Origin of the sequence: Methylomarinum sp. Ch1-1 (assembly GCF_030717995.2) — a bacterium.
Classification (GTDB): domain Bacteria; phylum Pseudomonadota; class Gammaproteobacteria; order Methylococcales; family Methylomonadaceae; genus Methylomarinum; species Methylomarinum roseum.
The window spans coordinates 1,814,855-1,832,010 of record NZ_CP157743.1 but is presented as its reverse complement, the minus strand read 5'-3'; the positions used below and the strand labels follow the sequence as shown (position 1 = coordinate 1,832,010).

At 49.6% G+C, this 17,156-nt stretch carries 15 protein-coding genes; 4 read left to right on the top strand and 11 right to left on the bottom strand.

From position 1 onward, the window contains the following. Window positions 1–212: 212 nt before the first annotated feature. The 7 genes from Q9L42_RS08670 to Q9L42_RS08640 all read right to left on the bottom strand — a co-directional run bounded on the left by Q9L42_RS08670 (window position 213) and on the right by Q9L42_RS08640 (window position 8,330). The gene (locus Q9L42_RS08670) at window positions 213–998 is read right to left on the bottom strand and encodes a reverse transcriptase domain-containing protein (RefSeq protein ID WP_349432635.1); all 786 of its coding nucleotides are present in this window, start codon (window positions 996–998) and stop codon (window positions 213–215) included. An 85-nt stretch (window positions 999–1,083) separates the two neighbouring features. Continuing rightward, complete coding sequence (locus Q9L42_RS08665) at window positions 1,084–1,530, bottom strand: hypothetical protein (protein WP_349432634.1); 447 nt, start codon at window positions 1,528–1,530, stop codon at window positions 1,084–1,086. A gap of 758 nt (window positions 1,531–2,288) precedes the next feature. Next, window positions 2,289–2,489, bottom strand: coding sequence for a (2Fe-2S)-binding protein (locus Q9L42_RS08660; RefSeq protein ID WP_305908838.1), 201 nt, complete (start codon window positions 2,487–2,489; stop codon window positions 2,289–2,291). A 231-nt stretch (window positions 2,490–2,720) separates the two neighbouring features. Continuing rightward, entirely contained in the window at window positions 2,721–3,920 is a 1,200-nt protein-coding gene (locus tag Q9L42_RS08655) for a hypothetical protein (RefSeq protein WP_305908839.1), read from the bottom strand. Window positions 3,921–4,421: 501 nt separating this feature from the next. Beyond that, window positions 4,422–5,342: an MBL fold metallo-hydrolase gene (locus Q9L42_RS08650; RefSeq protein WP_305908840.1), complete on the bottom strand. Its 921-nt coding sequence runs from the start codon at window positions 5,340–5,342 to the stop codon at window positions 4,422–4,424. A gap of 38 nt (window positions 5,343–5,380) precedes the next feature. Beyond that, complete coding sequence (locus Q9L42_RS08645; protein WP_305908841.1) at window positions 5,381–6,376, bottom strand: hydrolase; 996 nt, start codon at window positions 6,374–6,376, stop codon at window positions 5,381–5,383. 94 nt (window positions 6,377–6,470) lie between these two features. Then, the gene (locus tag Q9L42_RS08640) at window positions 6,471–8,330 is read right to left on the bottom strand and encodes a RelA/SpoT family protein (RefSeq protein WP_305908842.1); all 1,860 of its coding nucleotides are present in this window, start codon (window positions 8,328–8,330) and stop codon (window positions 6,471–6,473) included. 199 nt (window positions 8,331–8,529) lie between these two features. Between Q9L42_RS08640 and Q9L42_RS08635 the strand changes: the two genes are divergently transcribed. From Q9L42_RS08635 to Q9L42_RS08625, 3 genes are all read left to right on the top strand, one after another. Next, window positions 8,530–9,303, top strand: a complete 774-nt coding sequence (locus Q9L42_RS08635; protein WP_349432633.1) for a hypothetical protein — start codon at window positions 8,530–8,532, stop codon at window positions 9,301–9,303. A gap of 131 nt (window positions 9,304–9,434) precedes the next feature. Next, on the top strand, window positions 9,435–10,448 hold the full coding sequence (locus Q9L42_RS08630) for a Gfo/Idh/MocA family protein (RefSeq protein WP_305908845.1): 1,014 nt from the start codon (window positions 9,435–9,437) through the stop codon (window positions 10,446–10,448). A gap of 529 nt (window positions 10,449–10,977) precedes the next feature. Then, the gene (locus Q9L42_RS08625; protein WP_305908846.1) at window positions 10,978–11,148 is read left to right on the top strand and encodes a rubredoxin; all 171 of its coding nucleotides are present in this window, start codon (window positions 10,978–10,980) and stop codon (window positions 11,146–11,148) included. A 56-nt stretch (window positions 11,149–11,204) separates the two neighbouring features. On the opposite strand, the gene Q9L42_RS08620 is transcribed toward Q9L42_RS08625, so the two are convergent. The 3 genes from Q9L42_RS08620 to Q9L42_RS08610 form a co-directional block, all read right to left on the bottom strand. Then, the gene (locus tag Q9L42_RS08620) at window positions 11,205–11,669 is read right to left on the bottom strand and encodes a peroxiredoxin (protein ID WP_305908847.1); all 465 of its coding nucleotides are present in this window, start codon (window positions 11,667–11,669) and stop codon (window positions 11,205–11,207) included. A 78-nt stretch (window positions 11,670–11,747) separates the two neighbouring features. After that, window positions 11,748–12,440: an O-methyltransferase gene (locus Q9L42_RS08615; protein WP_349432632.1), complete on the bottom strand. Its 693-nt coding sequence runs from the start codon at window positions 12,438–12,440 to the stop codon at window positions 11,748–11,750. A gap of 523 nt (window positions 12,441–12,963) precedes the next feature. Then, on the bottom strand, window positions 12,964–13,461 hold the full coding sequence (locus Q9L42_RS08610) for a hypothetical protein (RefSeq protein ID WP_349432631.1): 498 nt from the start codon (window positions 13,459–13,461) through the stop codon (window positions 12,964–12,966). Between the two features lie 350 nt (window positions 13,462–13,811). On the opposite strand from Q9L42_RS08610, the gene Q9L42_RS08605 reads away from it, so the two are divergent. Continuing rightward, complete coding sequence (locus tag Q9L42_RS08605; protein WP_305908850.1) at window positions 13,812–16,220, top strand: EAL domain-containing protein; 2,409 nt, start codon at window positions 13,812–13,814, stop codon at window positions 16,218–16,220. On the opposite strand, the gene Q9L42_RS08600 is transcribed toward Q9L42_RS08605, so the two are convergent. Then, window positions 16,207–16,611 (bottom strand): hypothetical protein, encoded by a 405-nt coding sequence (locus Q9L42_RS08600; RefSeq protein ID WP_349432630.1) that lies wholly within the window; start codon window positions 16,609–16,611, stop codon window positions 16,207–16,209. The two genes, Q9L42_RS08605 and Q9L42_RS08600, sit on opposite strands and share 14 nt — an antisense overlap. Window positions 16,612–17,156: the final 545 nt, after the last annotated feature.

Genomic DNA, 17,156 nt, shown 5'->3' with positions numbered 1-17,156 from the left:
GAGTTGTTGATACATTAAGCGGTTGAGTAGACCGGTTTCTTTCGACCAAATAACATCGTACTTGCCATGCTTCTCTGGAACGCCCCGCCGCACGCGGCTACTACGTGATTGCAAATAGTTTGTTATTTCATCAATTGTTACCAAGCCCCTCACAGAACCGTGCTTGCGCTATTTACGCACACGGCTCCTCATTAAGAACCCTATTCACGGATTCAGAATAGATTCACCAAGATTTTAGGTTTCGGCAGTGGAAAACGCGCTAACAATAGAGCAAACTTTGCCCAACTACAGCAGTTTCTCCGACCTCGCCGATTCAGCCATTTGTGTAGAATGCGTTGCACTTGATAAAAGTACAGGTTTATTCCTCGACTGTTATCGGTGACGCCATAGTAGCCGTAATGGCCTCGCAGTTTGCGGGCGGTTCGCTTGAGTATTTCGGCGGTCGGCAGGTTTCGGTTTGCCTTAAGCCATGCACGGTAGGCTTTCAGCTTCGCCGTTAGGCGTTTACCGATCGTCTTCCGCTTCATCCGAAAGCGTTTTCCGTCTCGCGTCCGTGAACAGTAATGGGTAAACCCCAGAAAATCAAAGGTCGCCGCCTTTTCGCCACGCGCTCTCGCACGTTTGACCGCTAACGGGCCAAATTCAATGCATTGCGTTTTCTCCGGTGCTAACGTCAGCTCAAACAGGGCGAGCCGTGCTTCTAGCTCGTTCCGGAATCGTTTGGCATCCGCTTCCTGCTGGAAGCAGACGACAAAGTCGTCCGCATAGCGTATCATTCGGGCGACTCCACCGCAGCTTTTCGCAAACTTGCGGGTCATCCACAAGTCTAGGCTGTAGTGCAAATAGAGATTAGCTAGCAAGGGCGATATCACGCCACCTTGCGGCGTACCTGTTTCACTGGCTTTAAACTGTCCGTCTTCGACGATACCCGCTTTCAAGAAGCGTTTGATGTAGCGCAATACGCGTTTGTCGGCGATACGATGCGCGAGAAAAGTCATCAGCTGCTCTTGGTCAACCGTATCGAAAAAGCCTTTATATCGGCTTCCACAATGTGGTTTATCGGTCGATTTTCGACTGTTTGGCTTAACGCTCGCAGCGCATCATGACAGCTTTACCCGGCCTGAATCCATACGAGTCGTCTATAAAGTCTTGCTCATAGATAGCCTGTAAGATTTTGACCAGCCCGGCTTGCACCAGTTTGTCTTCCAGCGCCGGTATCCCTAAGGGCCTTAACTTATCAGTCCCGGGCTTGGGGATGTAAACCCGTTGCACCGGTTGGGGTATGTAGGCCATTCGGTGCAGTTTACCAACTAGCTGCTGAAGGTTTTCCAGTAAGTTGTTCTCGTACTGTTGCTTGGTGACTCCATCAATACCTGACGCAGCATGATTCCTCAGCGCGTCAAAGCATCCCCATAACATTTCCACTGTCATCAGATGAAACAAGCTGGTGAACTGACAGTTCGGTTCGTTACGGGCTTTCTCCGCTATACGTTGCAGTTTCGTGGTTACCGTTTCTTCGTTTCTGGGCACGTTCGGTATGTCTCCTTAACGTTGTTTCTTAATGTAACGGTCTTCCCTCCCGCAGCATTACCCGCGTTCATCGGTACTACACCGTTATCCGACTACCTATAGGCATTTGTCTTTCTTACTTTATGATCGCTTGTCCGACATACTCGCTTCCTTGTGAGGCCTGATAGGTTCTCCCAGGTTGCCGTTTATTCCCGGTGTCCAACATGCCATGCTCTTCGACCCCGGAGAGGCAGAGTAAGACTTGTCATGACGCCTCACTCTGTGTTGATTTCCGCATAGTTAACTACGTCATCCCTCTCTTGTCTCTGCTTTCGAGGCTCAATCACTTCAGCTTTCGCTTACGGCCTGTTGTCTTGAGTTGCTTTGTGCTTAATCTTTGGGGTTACCCCCGCCGACCCAAAGACTCTACCCAGTGGCTGACCGGCCTTCTGGGACGGGATTCTCGCCCGCTGGAATAAACGACCTTGCCTGGCCGCACTAACTACTCACCCCCCATTCGTAGGGTGGATAAGCGGAGCGCATCCACCGGATCGGCTTTGGTGGATGCGCCCTTCAGGCTTATCCACCCTACATGCTGACCGCCATGGATGGCGGAAATGCCGATTTTTCCATAATGCCAAGGTTGGCATGTATTAGAGCAATGCAGGAGCAATTGCCAATAATGCCAAGGATGGCATGTATTAGAGCAATGCAGGAGCAATTGCCGAGAAGCAAAAATCGGCCCTGCCGCGTTCGATAAGTGGGGCGAGCAGTTACCATTAAGCGACTAATTCATTAACCGCTATTGTGAGCTTATGCTCAGTCTGTTGATTTATCAACTCTCGGATCTCTTTATTGCATTTTCCGCAAGCGCTGCCCACCCCGAAACTCTCGAATAACTGACGACGGGAACACAGCCCTTCATTCATCGCTGCTTGCAGTTGATTATCTGTGACGGCTTTACAAACACAAACGTACATGGAACACCTCTAATAACAAAGCTCATACAAATGATAACAATTATTATTTAGATGTAAAGTATTTTTGACTATCCCGTCATAGAATATCCCCGCTGTCAACGACTTATACCGGATATGATAAATCTCTCGAATGCTCAGTTTGAGTATTTTTTACTTTATTTCGGGCATCGGGAATGCCTGTCGAGTTACCCCATCCATGGGGTTTAATGAAGCTTTCTTGGCGGATGCCGACTAGTGATAATGTTGCTCTATTTCTCTGTTAAATCTTTCCTGAATCATCGCATTGTAATGGCGCTGTAAATTGAAGTCACTTGGACGAGGCGGCAACTTGGCCGCAATTCTTGCCTGCAATTCGGCCAGAAAATGCCTTCTCAGCATCGAGTCTTCAGGAAGTTTCTGGACCGGCTCCTCCGCTACATCATTTTCAGCAGAGGAAGCGAAAAGCAGCGCTTGAATCCGCGTTTCGTACTCGGCATCGACCATCGCGTCATAATGTCGTTTCAATGTTGAATCGGTAGGTCTGGAACCGAAACCCGCTTCGATTTCTCGGCGCAGCTGGGAGAGAAAATGGCGCCTCAACATCGAGTCTTCGGGAACAGCCACGGCAGGCGGCTGTTTAGTCGCGCGTGGTTGCACGGCAACTGACGATACGACCGCCTCCACTGCCGGTTCTTGCGATAAAGTCTGTAAACGTTGCTCAAACTCGCTGAATATCAACGCGTCATGATGTCGTTTCAATATCGAATCGGTCGGTCTGGGAGGCAAGCTACTTACGATCTCGACCACTAAACTAGAGACAAAATGACGCTTCAAGGTCGAATCTTCCGGAACGAGATCATAGCCGCTCGCCACCTGATATAAATTACATAAAGGGATGTCGCTGGACTCCACGGCTGCCGGTTTTGAAGTTATGACTGCTGTAGGCGAGACTTGTTCGGTCGCTTCGACTTTAGGTGTCGCTATTTCCGTGGGTTCGGTCAATGTGTTTTCATAGCGCTCCAACTCAGCCTGTAACTGAGCGTTAGCCGTTCTGGCTTGCAGAATTTTTCTTTTTGCATAAAGCATCGCAAAGACGCAGACTATCGCGAATCCTAATGTCAAGAAGGCCGCCTCGACCAGCTGTAGGTTCATCAGATAGATGCCCCATGCCAAAAAGGCGCAGAAGATAAGCGCGGCAAAGAGGTACGCTGTCCTGCCTTCACGGTGAATCGCGGAAGCTTTCTCCGATTTGATATGAAAAGGCTGCAGTCCCAGGGCGGTCAGATTTTCAGGTTTTCTGGTATCGCACTTCAGTTGTCTAGCTAATTCCAGCGTCTCTAAATCCTGTTTGATTCGCCTTTTCCTAGTGCTGCCCTTTTGCAGAAAATACATGACAATGAAAAAAGCCACCAACATGGCGACAAGTGTAACTACGATTTCTAAGTTGATCATGACGACCTCCTCTTAATCACCAAGTTTTTATAATAATTATATTTACACTCTCACTAACCTCATGATTTATAGATGGTTAGGCTGTCAGTATCCTCTCTGTCACAATTTAATACAAGCAAATTGTCTATTTTTTATACATCCTGAGAGTATGGTTATCGCAATTCCTCTGATAACAAGCTTACCAGCCGTTGCCTGTGGCCGGCATTCGGCGCAGCAATTCATCAAGTTGGCGTTCAAAAAGGGCGTGGGGTGTGTTTGGTGAGGATGTCGGCGGCAAGGATGCGGCCGTCAAGCCCCCACCCAGCACCTAAATTCCATGGCTACAGGACTATATTTTACATTCCAGGATAATTAGGTGCTGGGTGAACGGCGTTCCTCGACAGACATACCTGATGCCCTAAGCACCGTAAAAATACTCAACCTGGGAATTGCTACATTCGGCGACACGAGGATTACCGTCAAACTGGTCGACTTCATCTCGAATAGCCGCCTGACTAGTAGCTAGTGGTCAATCTCTGCCGGCTTAAAAATATCCCCATCCTCGGCGAAAGCGACGGGACCCTGATAATTTTTCCGGATCAACGCGAGCGTCTCCGCTTCCTTTCCTAGCGTGCGATTCATGCGATGCGACAAGATCACCTTGTGAACCTCGGCTTGCGCCGCGATCTTGCCGATTTCCGAAGGCGGCATGTGTAAGGCTCGTCCCGCGCCAGTAGTCTGTTCAGGAATGGCATGGTGGGCGATCAATAGATCCGATTTTTTGGCCAAATCAGCCAAGGTTCGATAACGGTTGCTAGTGTCGCCGGAAAAGGTCAATGCGCAACCGGCCACCTCGACGCGCCAGGCCAACGTCGGAATCGGACCATGATGCACCGGCACGGCGGACAACTTAAACTCATCATTGTGATAAACCTGCTGCGGGCGTTTGTGCTCAAGGGAAATATCGTGCGGATGAATCTTGTAACGACTCGCTTGCTTCTCGTTCAAATATTCATTGAGATAACGATAAACACCTTGCCGGCCCAGCAGGCCGTTAACAAACGCTACGGTAGCCGGCATCACCCGATTGCCCGCCGGGCCGTAAACCGGCAAATCATGGTCTCGGCCGCTGAAGTAAAACGCCTTGATAAACGCCGGAAAATCGGCGCTGTGATCGACATGAAGGTGGGAAAAAAGCATCACTTGTAAATCGTTCAACTTAGCGGCGCTTTTCTCGTAGTTCAATGAGCTGCCGGAACCGGCATCGACGAGCACGATAGCTTTATCATCCAACCAGATCAAATAAGAGCTGGACGCACGTTGATCGCTCAATTCCGGACCACCTGAACCGAGCACCTGCAATTTAACCCGCTGGGGTTGACAGTCTGCATAGAGCACAGGCGCGCTAAGCAAGCAGAGCCCTATCAATAAAAATTTGGACATACATTTCTCCCCATTAGCTGGTTAACACAAGCAATAAATCATCGGACTCCTTGCTGATACAAAAATTCCGGAATCCGTCGCTCCAGCCAGTAATCCGGTTTACATGGATTATGGCCGCAGACAAAGCCGACATGACCGCCCCCTTGCGTCGTTTCGAGCCGGATACAGGCGGACATTTCATCGTTCCCGGGCAGCACCTCGGGCGTCATGAACGGATCATCCAGGTCCTGTATCAATAGGGTAGGAATGGCGATATTTTTAAGATACTGACGTGAGCTGGATACCCGGTAATAATGCGTTGCGCTGTTAAAACCATGCAATGCGGCGACAACTTGGTCGTCATATTGCCAAAATGAACGGATCTTCGATAAATCACCCAGCCGGGCAATCTTTTCGGCCTCGCGGATATTGCCGGCCCTGATTAAGTATTGATGTTTGTCGTGTATATAGGCTTTTAAATCGCGGATCAGTCTATCGCGATAGATTCTGCTAACGCCCCGGTCCATAGTCGTCGCACAAATGTCGAGTTGCAGCGGTACACAGATCGCGGCCGCGGCGGACAGATTCAGCTTCGCTCCCCGCTCTCCCAGCCATTTCAGCAGCGCATTGCCACCCAACGAAAAACCGACGGCGGCCAGTTTCGTGTCCGGTTCTCGTCGCCGCACGGTGCGATAGACAAAATCGATATCCCCGGTATCGCCGGAATGGTAACCTCTCGCCAGACGGTTCGGTTCGCCGCTGCAGCCACGAAAATTGAGCGCAACACTGCGTATGCCTTGATGCCATAAAGCCTTCTGCAGCCCCTGAATATAACCGGAACGGGAACTACCGGTCAGACCATGCAACAGCATCACCAGCGCCCCCGGGCCTTCGCCGCACCAATCGATATCGACAAAATCACCATCCGGGGTTGGTAATCTTTCCCGCTGCAAAGAGTGCGATATCGACTCCCTCCGCAACAAGGCCGGATACACTGTTTGCAAATGAGCATTGCGCAGCCACCAGGCCGGCTTGAAAGAGCTTCGAATTGTCATGATTTACTCCGCGCCTTATCGCCCTATATTCATGTCGCCGTCCTGACAGCCGGATCGATTCCCAGATGACGTCAGCGAGCGACACCCTGTCCGCTCAAGTTTCCTTGCGCCAACTGACGTCGATCAATTGCGTGCGTTCCTGCTCCGACAAATGGACGATATTTTCGCAATCGCGCTTATGAATGGTAATGCCTTTGTGATGGGTAATAAAGCCGATAATGTCATCGCCGATTTCCGGCTCACAACAATGCGCTAACGTAGTCGCGACATTATTGATCCCGTCCACCAAAATTTCCGATTTCACGGTCTTTGCTTTTGCGCGAGAAACCGTCCTGGCCGGTTTCTTAAAGACATTTTGCAATTGCTGCGGAGTGATGTCGCCGCGACCGACGGCAACCAACAATTTATCTTCATCGGCCAATTTAAAGTTATCTAGCAATTGGGCGATATCTTCATGACTGCGCCCCAGTTGCTGAAACAGCTTATCGATAATTTTCCGTCCCGCGGCCAGATTTTTGTCGAAACTCTGTTGTTTTATCCAGCTCTTCACCTTGCCGACGGCGCGGGGCGTCTTTAGATAGCCCAGGTGAGGATCTATCCATTGCCGGTTAGGCCCTCCTTCTTTCGCGGTTAAGATCTCCACCCGTTCCCCGGTCTTTAACGGATATGTCAACGGCACGATACGCCCATTGACCTTGGCGCCGCGGCAACGATGACCGACTTCGGTATGAATCGCATAGGCGAAATCCAGCGGCGTCGCTCCCTTGATTAGATCAATCAGCTTGCCGGCCGGGGTCAACACATAGACTCGATCGCCAAACATTTCGGTTTTAAAGCCTGCCAGCAACTGCTCATCACCGTCCCGATCATCGAGCAACTTTCTCAGCGACGCGATATTCTTGTCCACGGCGGCGCTATGATGGCCGCCTTCCTTGTAGCGCCAGTGAGCCGCGACCCCCAGCTCGGCAAACTCATGCATACTCCGAGTCCGTATTTGCACTTCAATGCGATGCCCCTGTTGGTCCAGGACGACGGTGTGCAACGACTGATAACCGTTAGGCTTCGGATTGGCGATATAATCATCGAATTCCTTGGGGATATATTGCCAGCGTTCGTGAACCATCCCCAAGACTGCATAGCATGTGGTCAACTTATCCACGATCACCCGCACCGCCAACAGATCATAAAGTTCGTCTATGTCCAGCTGCTTACGCTGCATCTTTTTCCAGATGCTATACAAATGTTTGGGTCTGCCGGCGATTTCGGCGCTGATCTGTTCCCGCTCCAAGATCCCCTCTAATTCGGCAATGAAGCGGGCAATGCAATCTTCCCTTTGCACCCGTGTTTCAGTCAGCGATTTCACCAGTTGCAGATAGCTTTGGGGCTGCAGATATCGAAACGCCAAATCCTCCAACTCCCACTTCAACTGACTGACGCCGAGCCGATTAGCGATCGGCGCATAAATATCCAACGTTTCCCGAGCGATATAACGTCTAACCTCATACTCTTCCCCGGCGATATGACGCAAGCGATGAACACGGTAAGCCAACTTGACCAATACCGCCCTGACATCCTTGATTACCGAAAACAACATTCTACGCAAAATTTCCGCCTGATTAGGCTGATCCGCCATTTCGGTCGAATAAACCTTCAAGCGGTTCAAGCCAATGACATCCTTGACCAGCGCTGCGACAGTTTCGCCGAAATGCGCCTTAAAATCGAAATCGGGCCGCACATCATTAAAAAGCGGATCCGACAACACAGCCGCTAACAGGGTCTCCGCGTCAACATGAAAGCCGGCCAGAATCAACGCCACTTCAGGGCCTCTGGGTCGCCGATTGAACTTAGGGCGTTTAACCTCATCGACCAAGGCCAATGCCTGTTTCATCAAGTCCTGATAAGGACCGGAAAAACGTTCCGCCAAGTCATCGATCGCTGAAATTTCTTTATACATAAATATTGCTAGAACCGTCTTTGCCTGTTTAATAAACGGAAAATTAGTTATTTTAACGAATACGCGATAAATATCCCGACTTATTCCGGAAAGATCAAAAATAGTTGCATTTAGCCATAACTGAAAATAGAGTATAGGTCCATTTCGTATCGAAACTTGTTGCAATAATTAAAGATCAGTGAGTGATTCCGGCGAGACCATGAAAGCACCCATCGTATTAATCGGCATCGGAGAATTAGGAGGGGAATTTGCGCGCGGTTTTTTACGCTGCGGGCGCCCGGTTTACCCCATCACCCGGAAAACAGATCTCAGCGCCGTGGCGAACCAATTACCGTCACCAGGCTTGGTATTGATTACGGTACAGGAAAATGAACTCGACGGCGTATTGGCGAAACTGCCGGAATCTTGGCGCGATAAAGTCGGACTGGTGCAAAACGAATTGCTGCCCCGCCATTGGCAACGCCATGCCATCAGTGACCCGACCGTTGCCGTGGTCTGGTTTGAAAAAAAACCGACACTGGCGCTGACTAATATCCTTTATACGCCGGTTTACGGTCCTCGGGCCGCCCTGTTGATGGAGGCATTGGATGCCATAAAGATTCCCAACCGATGCGTGGAAAACGAAGACGAATTGCTCTATCAACTGCTGCGTAAATCCCTCTATATTTTAACCGTCAATATTTGCGGACTGGCCTGCGGCGGCACGGTCGGGGAGCTATGGCGACACCATCGCGCCCTAGCCAGGGAAGTGGCGACAGAAGCGGTCGGTATACTGGAATGGTTGACCGAGCGCGAACTGCCGACGGAAAAGCTGATTGCCGGTATGGTCGAAGGCATAGAGGATTGTCCCGACCGAAACTGTCTCGGCCGCAGCGCCAAACTGCGCTTGGAACGCGCCTTGCACTATGCCCGAGAAGCCGGACTGGAAACGCCCCGACTCAATGAAATCTATCGGCAAATCAACGCGTCATAAACCTGGCAAGAATGCCGCCAACCACAGGAGACGCAACGCTCATGCCCCCTTGTCTTCCTAGACTTTATGCGCAAGTGTCGTTACTGTAATTGGCCAGAACCCATAATTAAAGCTTGAATAAGGTAAATGGTATGAATGAATCATCAAAACTGCGTTGGGGAATTCTCGGTGCGGCCCGCATCAATCAGAAACTGTTGCCGGCCATCGTTGAAGCCGGCAACAGCCGACTAATGGCCATTGCCAGCCGGCGCCCCGGCGCCGCAGCCGAGACGCTGGCGCAATACGCCCCTGAACAGCAGGATGTCAAAACCTATGATGATCCGGAACTCTTGCTGAACGACCCCGACATACAGGCGGTTTATCTGCCGATGGCCAATCATGAACACGCCGAGTGGGCGCTGCGCGCCATCGAACAAGGCAAACATGTACTCTGTGAAAAACCATTGGCCTTGAAACCGACCGATATCGAGGCGATTGAAGCGGCCGCCGCCAAACATCGCGTCACGGTCATGGAAGGTTTTATGTATCGCTTTCATCCTCAACATGGCCGGGTCAAGGAGCTGATTGATTCCGGCCTGATCGGCGAGATTCGTAGCGTGCGCACCTGTTTCTCCTTCATGATGAAGCCGGCTCGGCTATATCGCATCGAAAACGATGTCGAAAACGGCGGCGGTGCGATGTGGGATATCGGCTGTTACGCGATTCATAGCGCGCGAATGTTTTTCGACCATCCTCCGCTTGCCGCCACCGCGATGGCAAAATACGTAGACAGCGGCGCCGATGTCAGCAACAGCGGCGTATTGGATTTCGGCGACGGCAAATACGCCCAGTTCGATTTCAGTTTCGAACGCGCCCGCCGCAGCGAATATGAAATCATCGGCACCGAAGGCGGTTTGAAATGCCATAATGTCTGGGCGATGCCGGAAGATACGCCGGTCATTTCCTGGTGGACCGAAGATGGCCGCCAAGATGAAGAAAAATTAACACCGGCCAGCCATTTTCGCCTGGAAATAGAACATTTCAGCGATTGTGTGCTGAACGGTAAAGCCCCGGCCTTATCGCTGACCGATGCCCAAGATAACTGTCGCACTATCGTCGCCGTCTTGGAATCGGCCGCCAGCGGCCAACGCGTCAAGATCGCCTGATAGCTGCACGATCAACTGCGACCGTTCATTCGTCTGAGGGGTGTCAACCGTCATCGCCCTGAGGCCAGGGCTCCCTCATTAAATGAATGAGTGGCCAAGCAGAAAATTAACAACAAATATGCCAGGCATGATGATGATGTGAACTCCTTTCCGCTGCGCCTGATCCATCTCACGGATGTTGGTAGGGTGTGCTGACGATAGGAAGCGCACCGGCTTTTGATGCGCTTCACGCGGCTCAACATCCGAAGGCAAGACGGTGCTTTGCGTAGGAGCGCCGCCCTCGGCGCGAAAAGAGCCATTCGGCCCGAGGGCGGGCAGACTTTGGCGGAGCCGCGGCGCAAGTAGCCGCAAGTCGCTATGCAAAAGCGGGTCAACGAGGTCCTGGACGATTCAACCGTGACTAAAGTAAGTTAAACGTTTGGGGCGGGTTAAATAACCCGCCCCGCCCAGAGCTTCCTGATACCGGCTGGTTTCTTAACCCGAACTCAGGTTATTTTAATGTAAAGCAGTTTTTAAAGAGAGGCTTGATATGTCGGAATTTAAAAAATACCAATGTATGGAATGCGAACACATTTACGACGAAGCCAAAGGCGATCCCGACAGCGGCATCGCCCCAGGCACACGCTGGGAGGATGTTCCCGACGACTGGGAATGCCCTATTTGCGGGGCGCCGAAAGACTTTTTCAGATTGATCAACTGATAAACGATTTGGCGGAGCCGTAGACGTGAGCCGCCAAATCGATTCGTCGCTTATGCCTACAAACCTTTAACCCTTTCCAGGATGTCCTGGGCATGGCCTTCATGATTGACGCCATACATAGCCTCTTCCAAGACCCCTTCTTTGTTGATAATAAACGTGGAACGCACGATTTTCCATTTCTTCACGCCTTCTTTTTCCACTTCCTGCCAGACGCCGTAACTTTCACACAAGTCCCCGCTGGTGTCGGCTAGCAATTCGACATTGAGATCATATTTTTTGATGAAATCACGATGACAGGCGCTGTTGTCTTTACTGACGCCAACGACAACGGTATCCAATGCGTTAAAGTCATTGGCCAGCGCGGTAAAATCGTTGGCTTCTATCGTGCAGCCCGGTGTATCGTCTTTCGGATAAAAATACAGAACCACATTTTTTTTGCCCAAATAATCATTCAACGACACCATATCGTTGTCTTGATTGTGAGACCTGAAAAAAGGGGCTATATCATTTTTATTTAACATTTTTATTCCCTCTTGGTGATGATGAGTTCAAATTGAACCATAAAACCCGAGTCAATTACTAGGGATTTAATGCACTTTCTACTCGTTTTTTTTGCGCGCGACGATCACGCCATCACGTGTCGGGTTGATAAAGGCGTCGAACTCCGGATCCTCGAAGACCAAGCGGTTGTGCTCCATAATCGCCTCGGTCCAGCCGGGCACGATATCTTCATAATCATCGACGGCAACCCGCCCATGCCAAAGCACATTATCGGCGATATAAAGCCCGCCGGGGCGAACACGCTCTTTGGCCATTTGCCAAATTTGCGGATAATCGCCTTTATCGACATCGTTATAACAAATATCAAACGAACCGTTAGTTGCCGCAAAGACTTCCTGCGCCAAACCGGTATGGAAACTGATTCTGTCTTGTAAACCGGCCGCTTGTAGATATTCTTTCGCCCGGAAGGCATTGGCGCCGTCCCCATCGCTGCATATCACCTCTCCGCCCGGCCCTACGGCCCTGGCGAACCAGTAGGCCGAATAACCATATCCACTGCCGAATTCGAACACTCGTTTGGCACTCACCATCTTTGCCTGCGTTTCCAGAAAAACACCCACTAAACGTCCGACAATAGGAAAATTATGCTGCAGGGCATAGGCCTCCATTTCCGACAAAACCTTGTGATCAGTCGCGCCGACCAGACTGTACAGATAACGTTCAATGGCGGGATCAACCGGAATCAATACAGAAGGATTAGCCATATTGGCGGATTTTATTTCAGTCATCATTGCAGCCCTCGCTGACAAACATTAAAAACTCTCGACGTTGTCGATAACGCACTTCGCTTAAAGCGCGCTTCCTTCCTTTATTCACGATATCGGGCCCTCGGCGCATACACAAGCAGCCGCGCTCGTCGTCAATAGCTTAAGATCAACAACGACAATTTATCTCGATCCAAAAAAGTAAGTAATCGATTAAAAATAACTTTTTAATCGGCCATTTTTTATACAATTTAAATAACAGGCAATAAATCCGCCCTTTCTCGAACAATAAAAACAACCAATCCACAGAGTCATCCACAGCTTCTGTGTATAAGCCAATTTCCTGTTAATTTCCCTATACTTCGCAGAAACGTAGAATAAATATACCCCTGGCTTTCTCAGCAATTGCCGGTGTAACCGTCGTAGATCGCGTAACTATGGCCAGTGTACGTCATCGCGCCACTGACCGACGACTGGATTCCTCCACTAACTTACGCTCATCCATATCGGCCGCGCCGACTTAATCGGCACATCCCCAGCAAAGATGTCATTACTCGTCCAGACTGCTGGCTAACGTGTACCTGACGATAAACAACGTCATCGCGACCGGATATAACAGGAAATGCTGTTTAACAAACAAACCGACTACGACAAAAATCCCAATCAATACCGGGTTGAAACGGCCGGAATCGAACAACCATTGCAGAAACTGCAGCATTTCAGGTTCGATCTGCTCGCGCTTTTTGATAAAAACGAGCGTAAACAAGGCGGTAATCAGCGCAAAGTACAACGGCAGATAAAAAAACAGCGGCGAACCGTCACGAAAATCGGGATACCAAAAAGGTAACCATACCAATACCGAGCCGCTGGCGAACAAGTCATACCAGACATGACAAGACACCTTCCTGAACCAAGCTAACAAGGCGGCGCCGATGATAAAGGCCGCGCCTAAATATATCGGCAGCTCAGAAGTCAGCAGAGCCATCAAGCGGTGTTCGGTCTCCATTAGATAAGCAACCGCCAAGTTCAATATAATAAAACCATACATTTTTAATAATTCACTAATCAACAAGTAATAGACATGATAAACTTATTCTAATAATGTCAGACAAAGACGACTGATAGTAAGATGTAGTCTCGGCGACAGCAATTCCCACTTTGGCATTCTAAAAGGGCATGGGGTGTGTTTGGCGAGGATGTCGGCAGCAAGGATGCTGCCGTCAAGCCCCCAGGGATGGGTTTACGGCGCTCCTCGACAGACACACCCCATGCCCTAAACACAGCAAAAATGCTCAAACTAGGAATTGCTGGTATCGGCGACCGGCCGCTATATTTTTTTGCGCCTGGACCTTGATTCTAGCGCAAAGCAGCGATAACGCTACCAACTGAATTGGATAGATGGGCGATTTTAATATCCTTTATTTGGATAATAATCTTTTTTTATCCCAGCAAGTCAAAATGCGGCTTGAATGGCGGGGTTATCGTGTCGAAATCAGCGACAGCGAACGGGAATGCCTGACTAAACTACGTGGGCAACAGGTTGATCTATTGCTGCTTGATTATGGGACGCCAGAATCAGATGGCTTAAAATTTCTTGACCAGTTGAAAAGACTGGAGCTGATGCCCGCAACCATCATCGTCAATCCGCAGCAAGATTTTCAATTAGCCACTCAAGCGATGAGCCGCGGTTGCCTGGATTATGTCTTAAAAGACACCTTAATTCAGCGCTATGTCGACCGCCTGAACCTCAGCATTTTTCAAATCCATGAACAGCGACGCCTAAGCAAGGCGCAGTTGCGAAAGTCAACGACAAACAATTCCCAATCCCATACCATAGACTGGGAATATTACCCAGACCGCGATATCGTTTATTGGCAACCCCATGACAACGAAAAAACGACGTTCAGTTATGAAGAATTCATCAGCAAAGTCCTGAAAGATGATCTAGCCACCGTCAAGACGCAAAACAACATCTGTTTATTTTCCCAGCAAGCAGTCGAATACCCATTTCATTACCTGACCGCCCCCGACCGGCTCTGTCGTTACCAGGCCAAAATTCAGGCCGAAACGGATGAACAAGGTGGTGTCAAGCGCCTGCACGGAAGATTATTACCCTTAGCGACTCAACCCTATTTCGATGAGACTTCGCGTCTGAAACTGTCTTATCTCGACAACACCTCCGACGCCATTTTTATCAGCGACGCCCGTAAGCGGATCATCAAGGTCAATGACCATTTCAGCAAAATCACCGGCTATGCCAAGCCAGACATCATCAACCGGCCCGTCAGCATTCTCAATCCAGAACACTACGATGCGGAATTTTTCCAACCGATCGCAGCCACATTAAAACACAATCATTTCTGGCAAGGCGAAATAGTGATCCGCCATCGGCAAGGACATAGCGTGCCGGTCTGGCAATCCATTTCCGTATTAAAGGATGACGACGGTAACATCAGTCGATCGATTTCAGTATTAAAAGACATCAGCCAACAAAAGGCCTACGAGGAATCGATACAATTTCAAGCCAATTATGATCCCTTAACACAACTGCCCAACCGAACGTTGTTCCTGGACCGCCTGGCCAATGCTTTGAAACAAAGCAAGCGCAATCAAAGCAAACTGGCATTGATGCTGGTGGATCTGGATAAGTTCAAATGGATCAACGACAACCTGGGGCATCATGCCGGCGACATACTGCTGCAGGAAACGGCGAAAAAACTGCAATGCGCGGTCAGAAACTCCGATACCGTCGCCCGCTTGGGCGGCGATGAATTTTCGGTGATCATTCCGGACCTGGACAAAGCCACCGACACCGAGGTGATCGCCAATAAAATTTTCACCGCCTTCAGACAGCCCATCTCGATCGATCAGCAGGAAGTATTTATCACCGGCAGCGTCGGCATCACCCTTTACCCGGATGACGGCGAAGACATCGAAACCCTGCAGAAAAACGCCGATTGTGCGATGTATATGGCCAAGAACAAAGGGCGCAACAATTACTACTACTACACGCCGTCGTTACAAAAGGAAACTGAACAACGTCTGCAATTGACCCATGACCTGCGCCAGGCCATGCAAAACCAGGAATTCAGCCTTCATTTCCAGCCGATTATGGACATGAAGACCGAAAGAGTCGCCTGCGCCGAAACCCTGCTGCGCTGGAAGCGGCCTAAATCCGGTTACATCCCGTTACAAAGTTTCATCCCGATTGCCGAAGAAAGCGGGCTGATACGCGACATTGGCAACTGGGTGATCGGCGAAGTCGCCGACAACATTCAGCGCTGGAACCACCTGGGCATAGCGCCGATACAGCTTTCGCTGAATCAGTCGGTCGCACAATACAATCGCAGCGAGTGTTATGTTGAGTGGCTGGATATCATCAAGCAGAAACAAATTTCACCGCGCACCCTCGCCTTTGAGATCAATGAAGGCCTGTTCATCGACGACAAAAGCAACTATTCCGCCAGCGTAAAGAAATTGCAGCAAGCCGGCATACAGATTTCCTTGGACCGCTTCGGCACCGGCTATTCATCTCTGAGTTATCTGAAGAAATACCCGGTCGACGTGATTAAAATCGACCGCTCTTACATCCACAGCATGCTGGAGGATAGTTCCGACGCCATCATGGTGGAAACCATCATCAGCCTGGCGAACAAACTGGGCATCAAGGTCATCGCCACCGGCGTGGAAAACCGCCGACAACTGGCGCTGTTGAACCGGCAATGCCGTTACGCGCAAGGTTATTTATTCAGCAAACCCTTGCCGATCAACGAATTCGAAGACTTCCTGAAAGTTAAAAACCGTTAAGCGGATAACCCTGTTGCGCCGCCGTCAACCAGCCGGCTAAAACGGCCACCACGATAAATACAACGACGCCGATGAAGACGCGCCGAGTTAATTCATATCGACCCGAGAACCTGTCCCTTGTCGCCCTGATTGCCGCCCACAATCCCGCCAGCAACGCCAAGACAAACGACAACCCGCCGGCAAACAAAGAAACGCACCACGGACAGCGATATTCGGCTTCAGGAACATGGAAATTACACCCCTCATCCAGCCCCAAGCCGGGCCAAGTGCATCCGCAGTCGAAAATAAAACCGCATAATGGCGTGAATACAATCAAGGCGATCAGCGCCACAATGGCCGACGCCATCCCTTGCTGCCTCGATAATGTCAGATTAAAAAAATTAATGCGCATAGAAACAGATTAAACTATGGACGAGAAGAAATTTTTATTTCCTCGCAATCATGATTGATGTGCTAGATATCGTCATGCCATTTATCTCTGTTTACTTACTGACGTTGATATCATTATGTACTAATACATCATTGTGCATATCATCACATGCAAAACCATATTGTCAAAAAAAAACCGACAATTTGTCAGTGAAAAAGCAACAATGCAGTTCATCTCCCAAAATCTCATCGAAAACTAAATTCTGGCAGTTCTGGAAAACAACGGTGCTGACGAGCCAATATCACTTATTCAAGAACACAATATTTCAGTGAAAAATCCCGTCATGTCTATGGCCTAATGGACTTTAGTAAAGTCAATCAACTACTACGAATATGTCGATTTTTCTTACAAATTTTTAGGTTTAACATTCACGAATCCATTTCAGAACAACATAAGCTATTGTAAATTAATGCCTTTATTTAAATGGCGCAAAATATGCTTCATTCTATAGTAAATTTTATGATTTTTTAAGGAGAAAAAATCTCATTTTTATGTTTGAAGGAGAA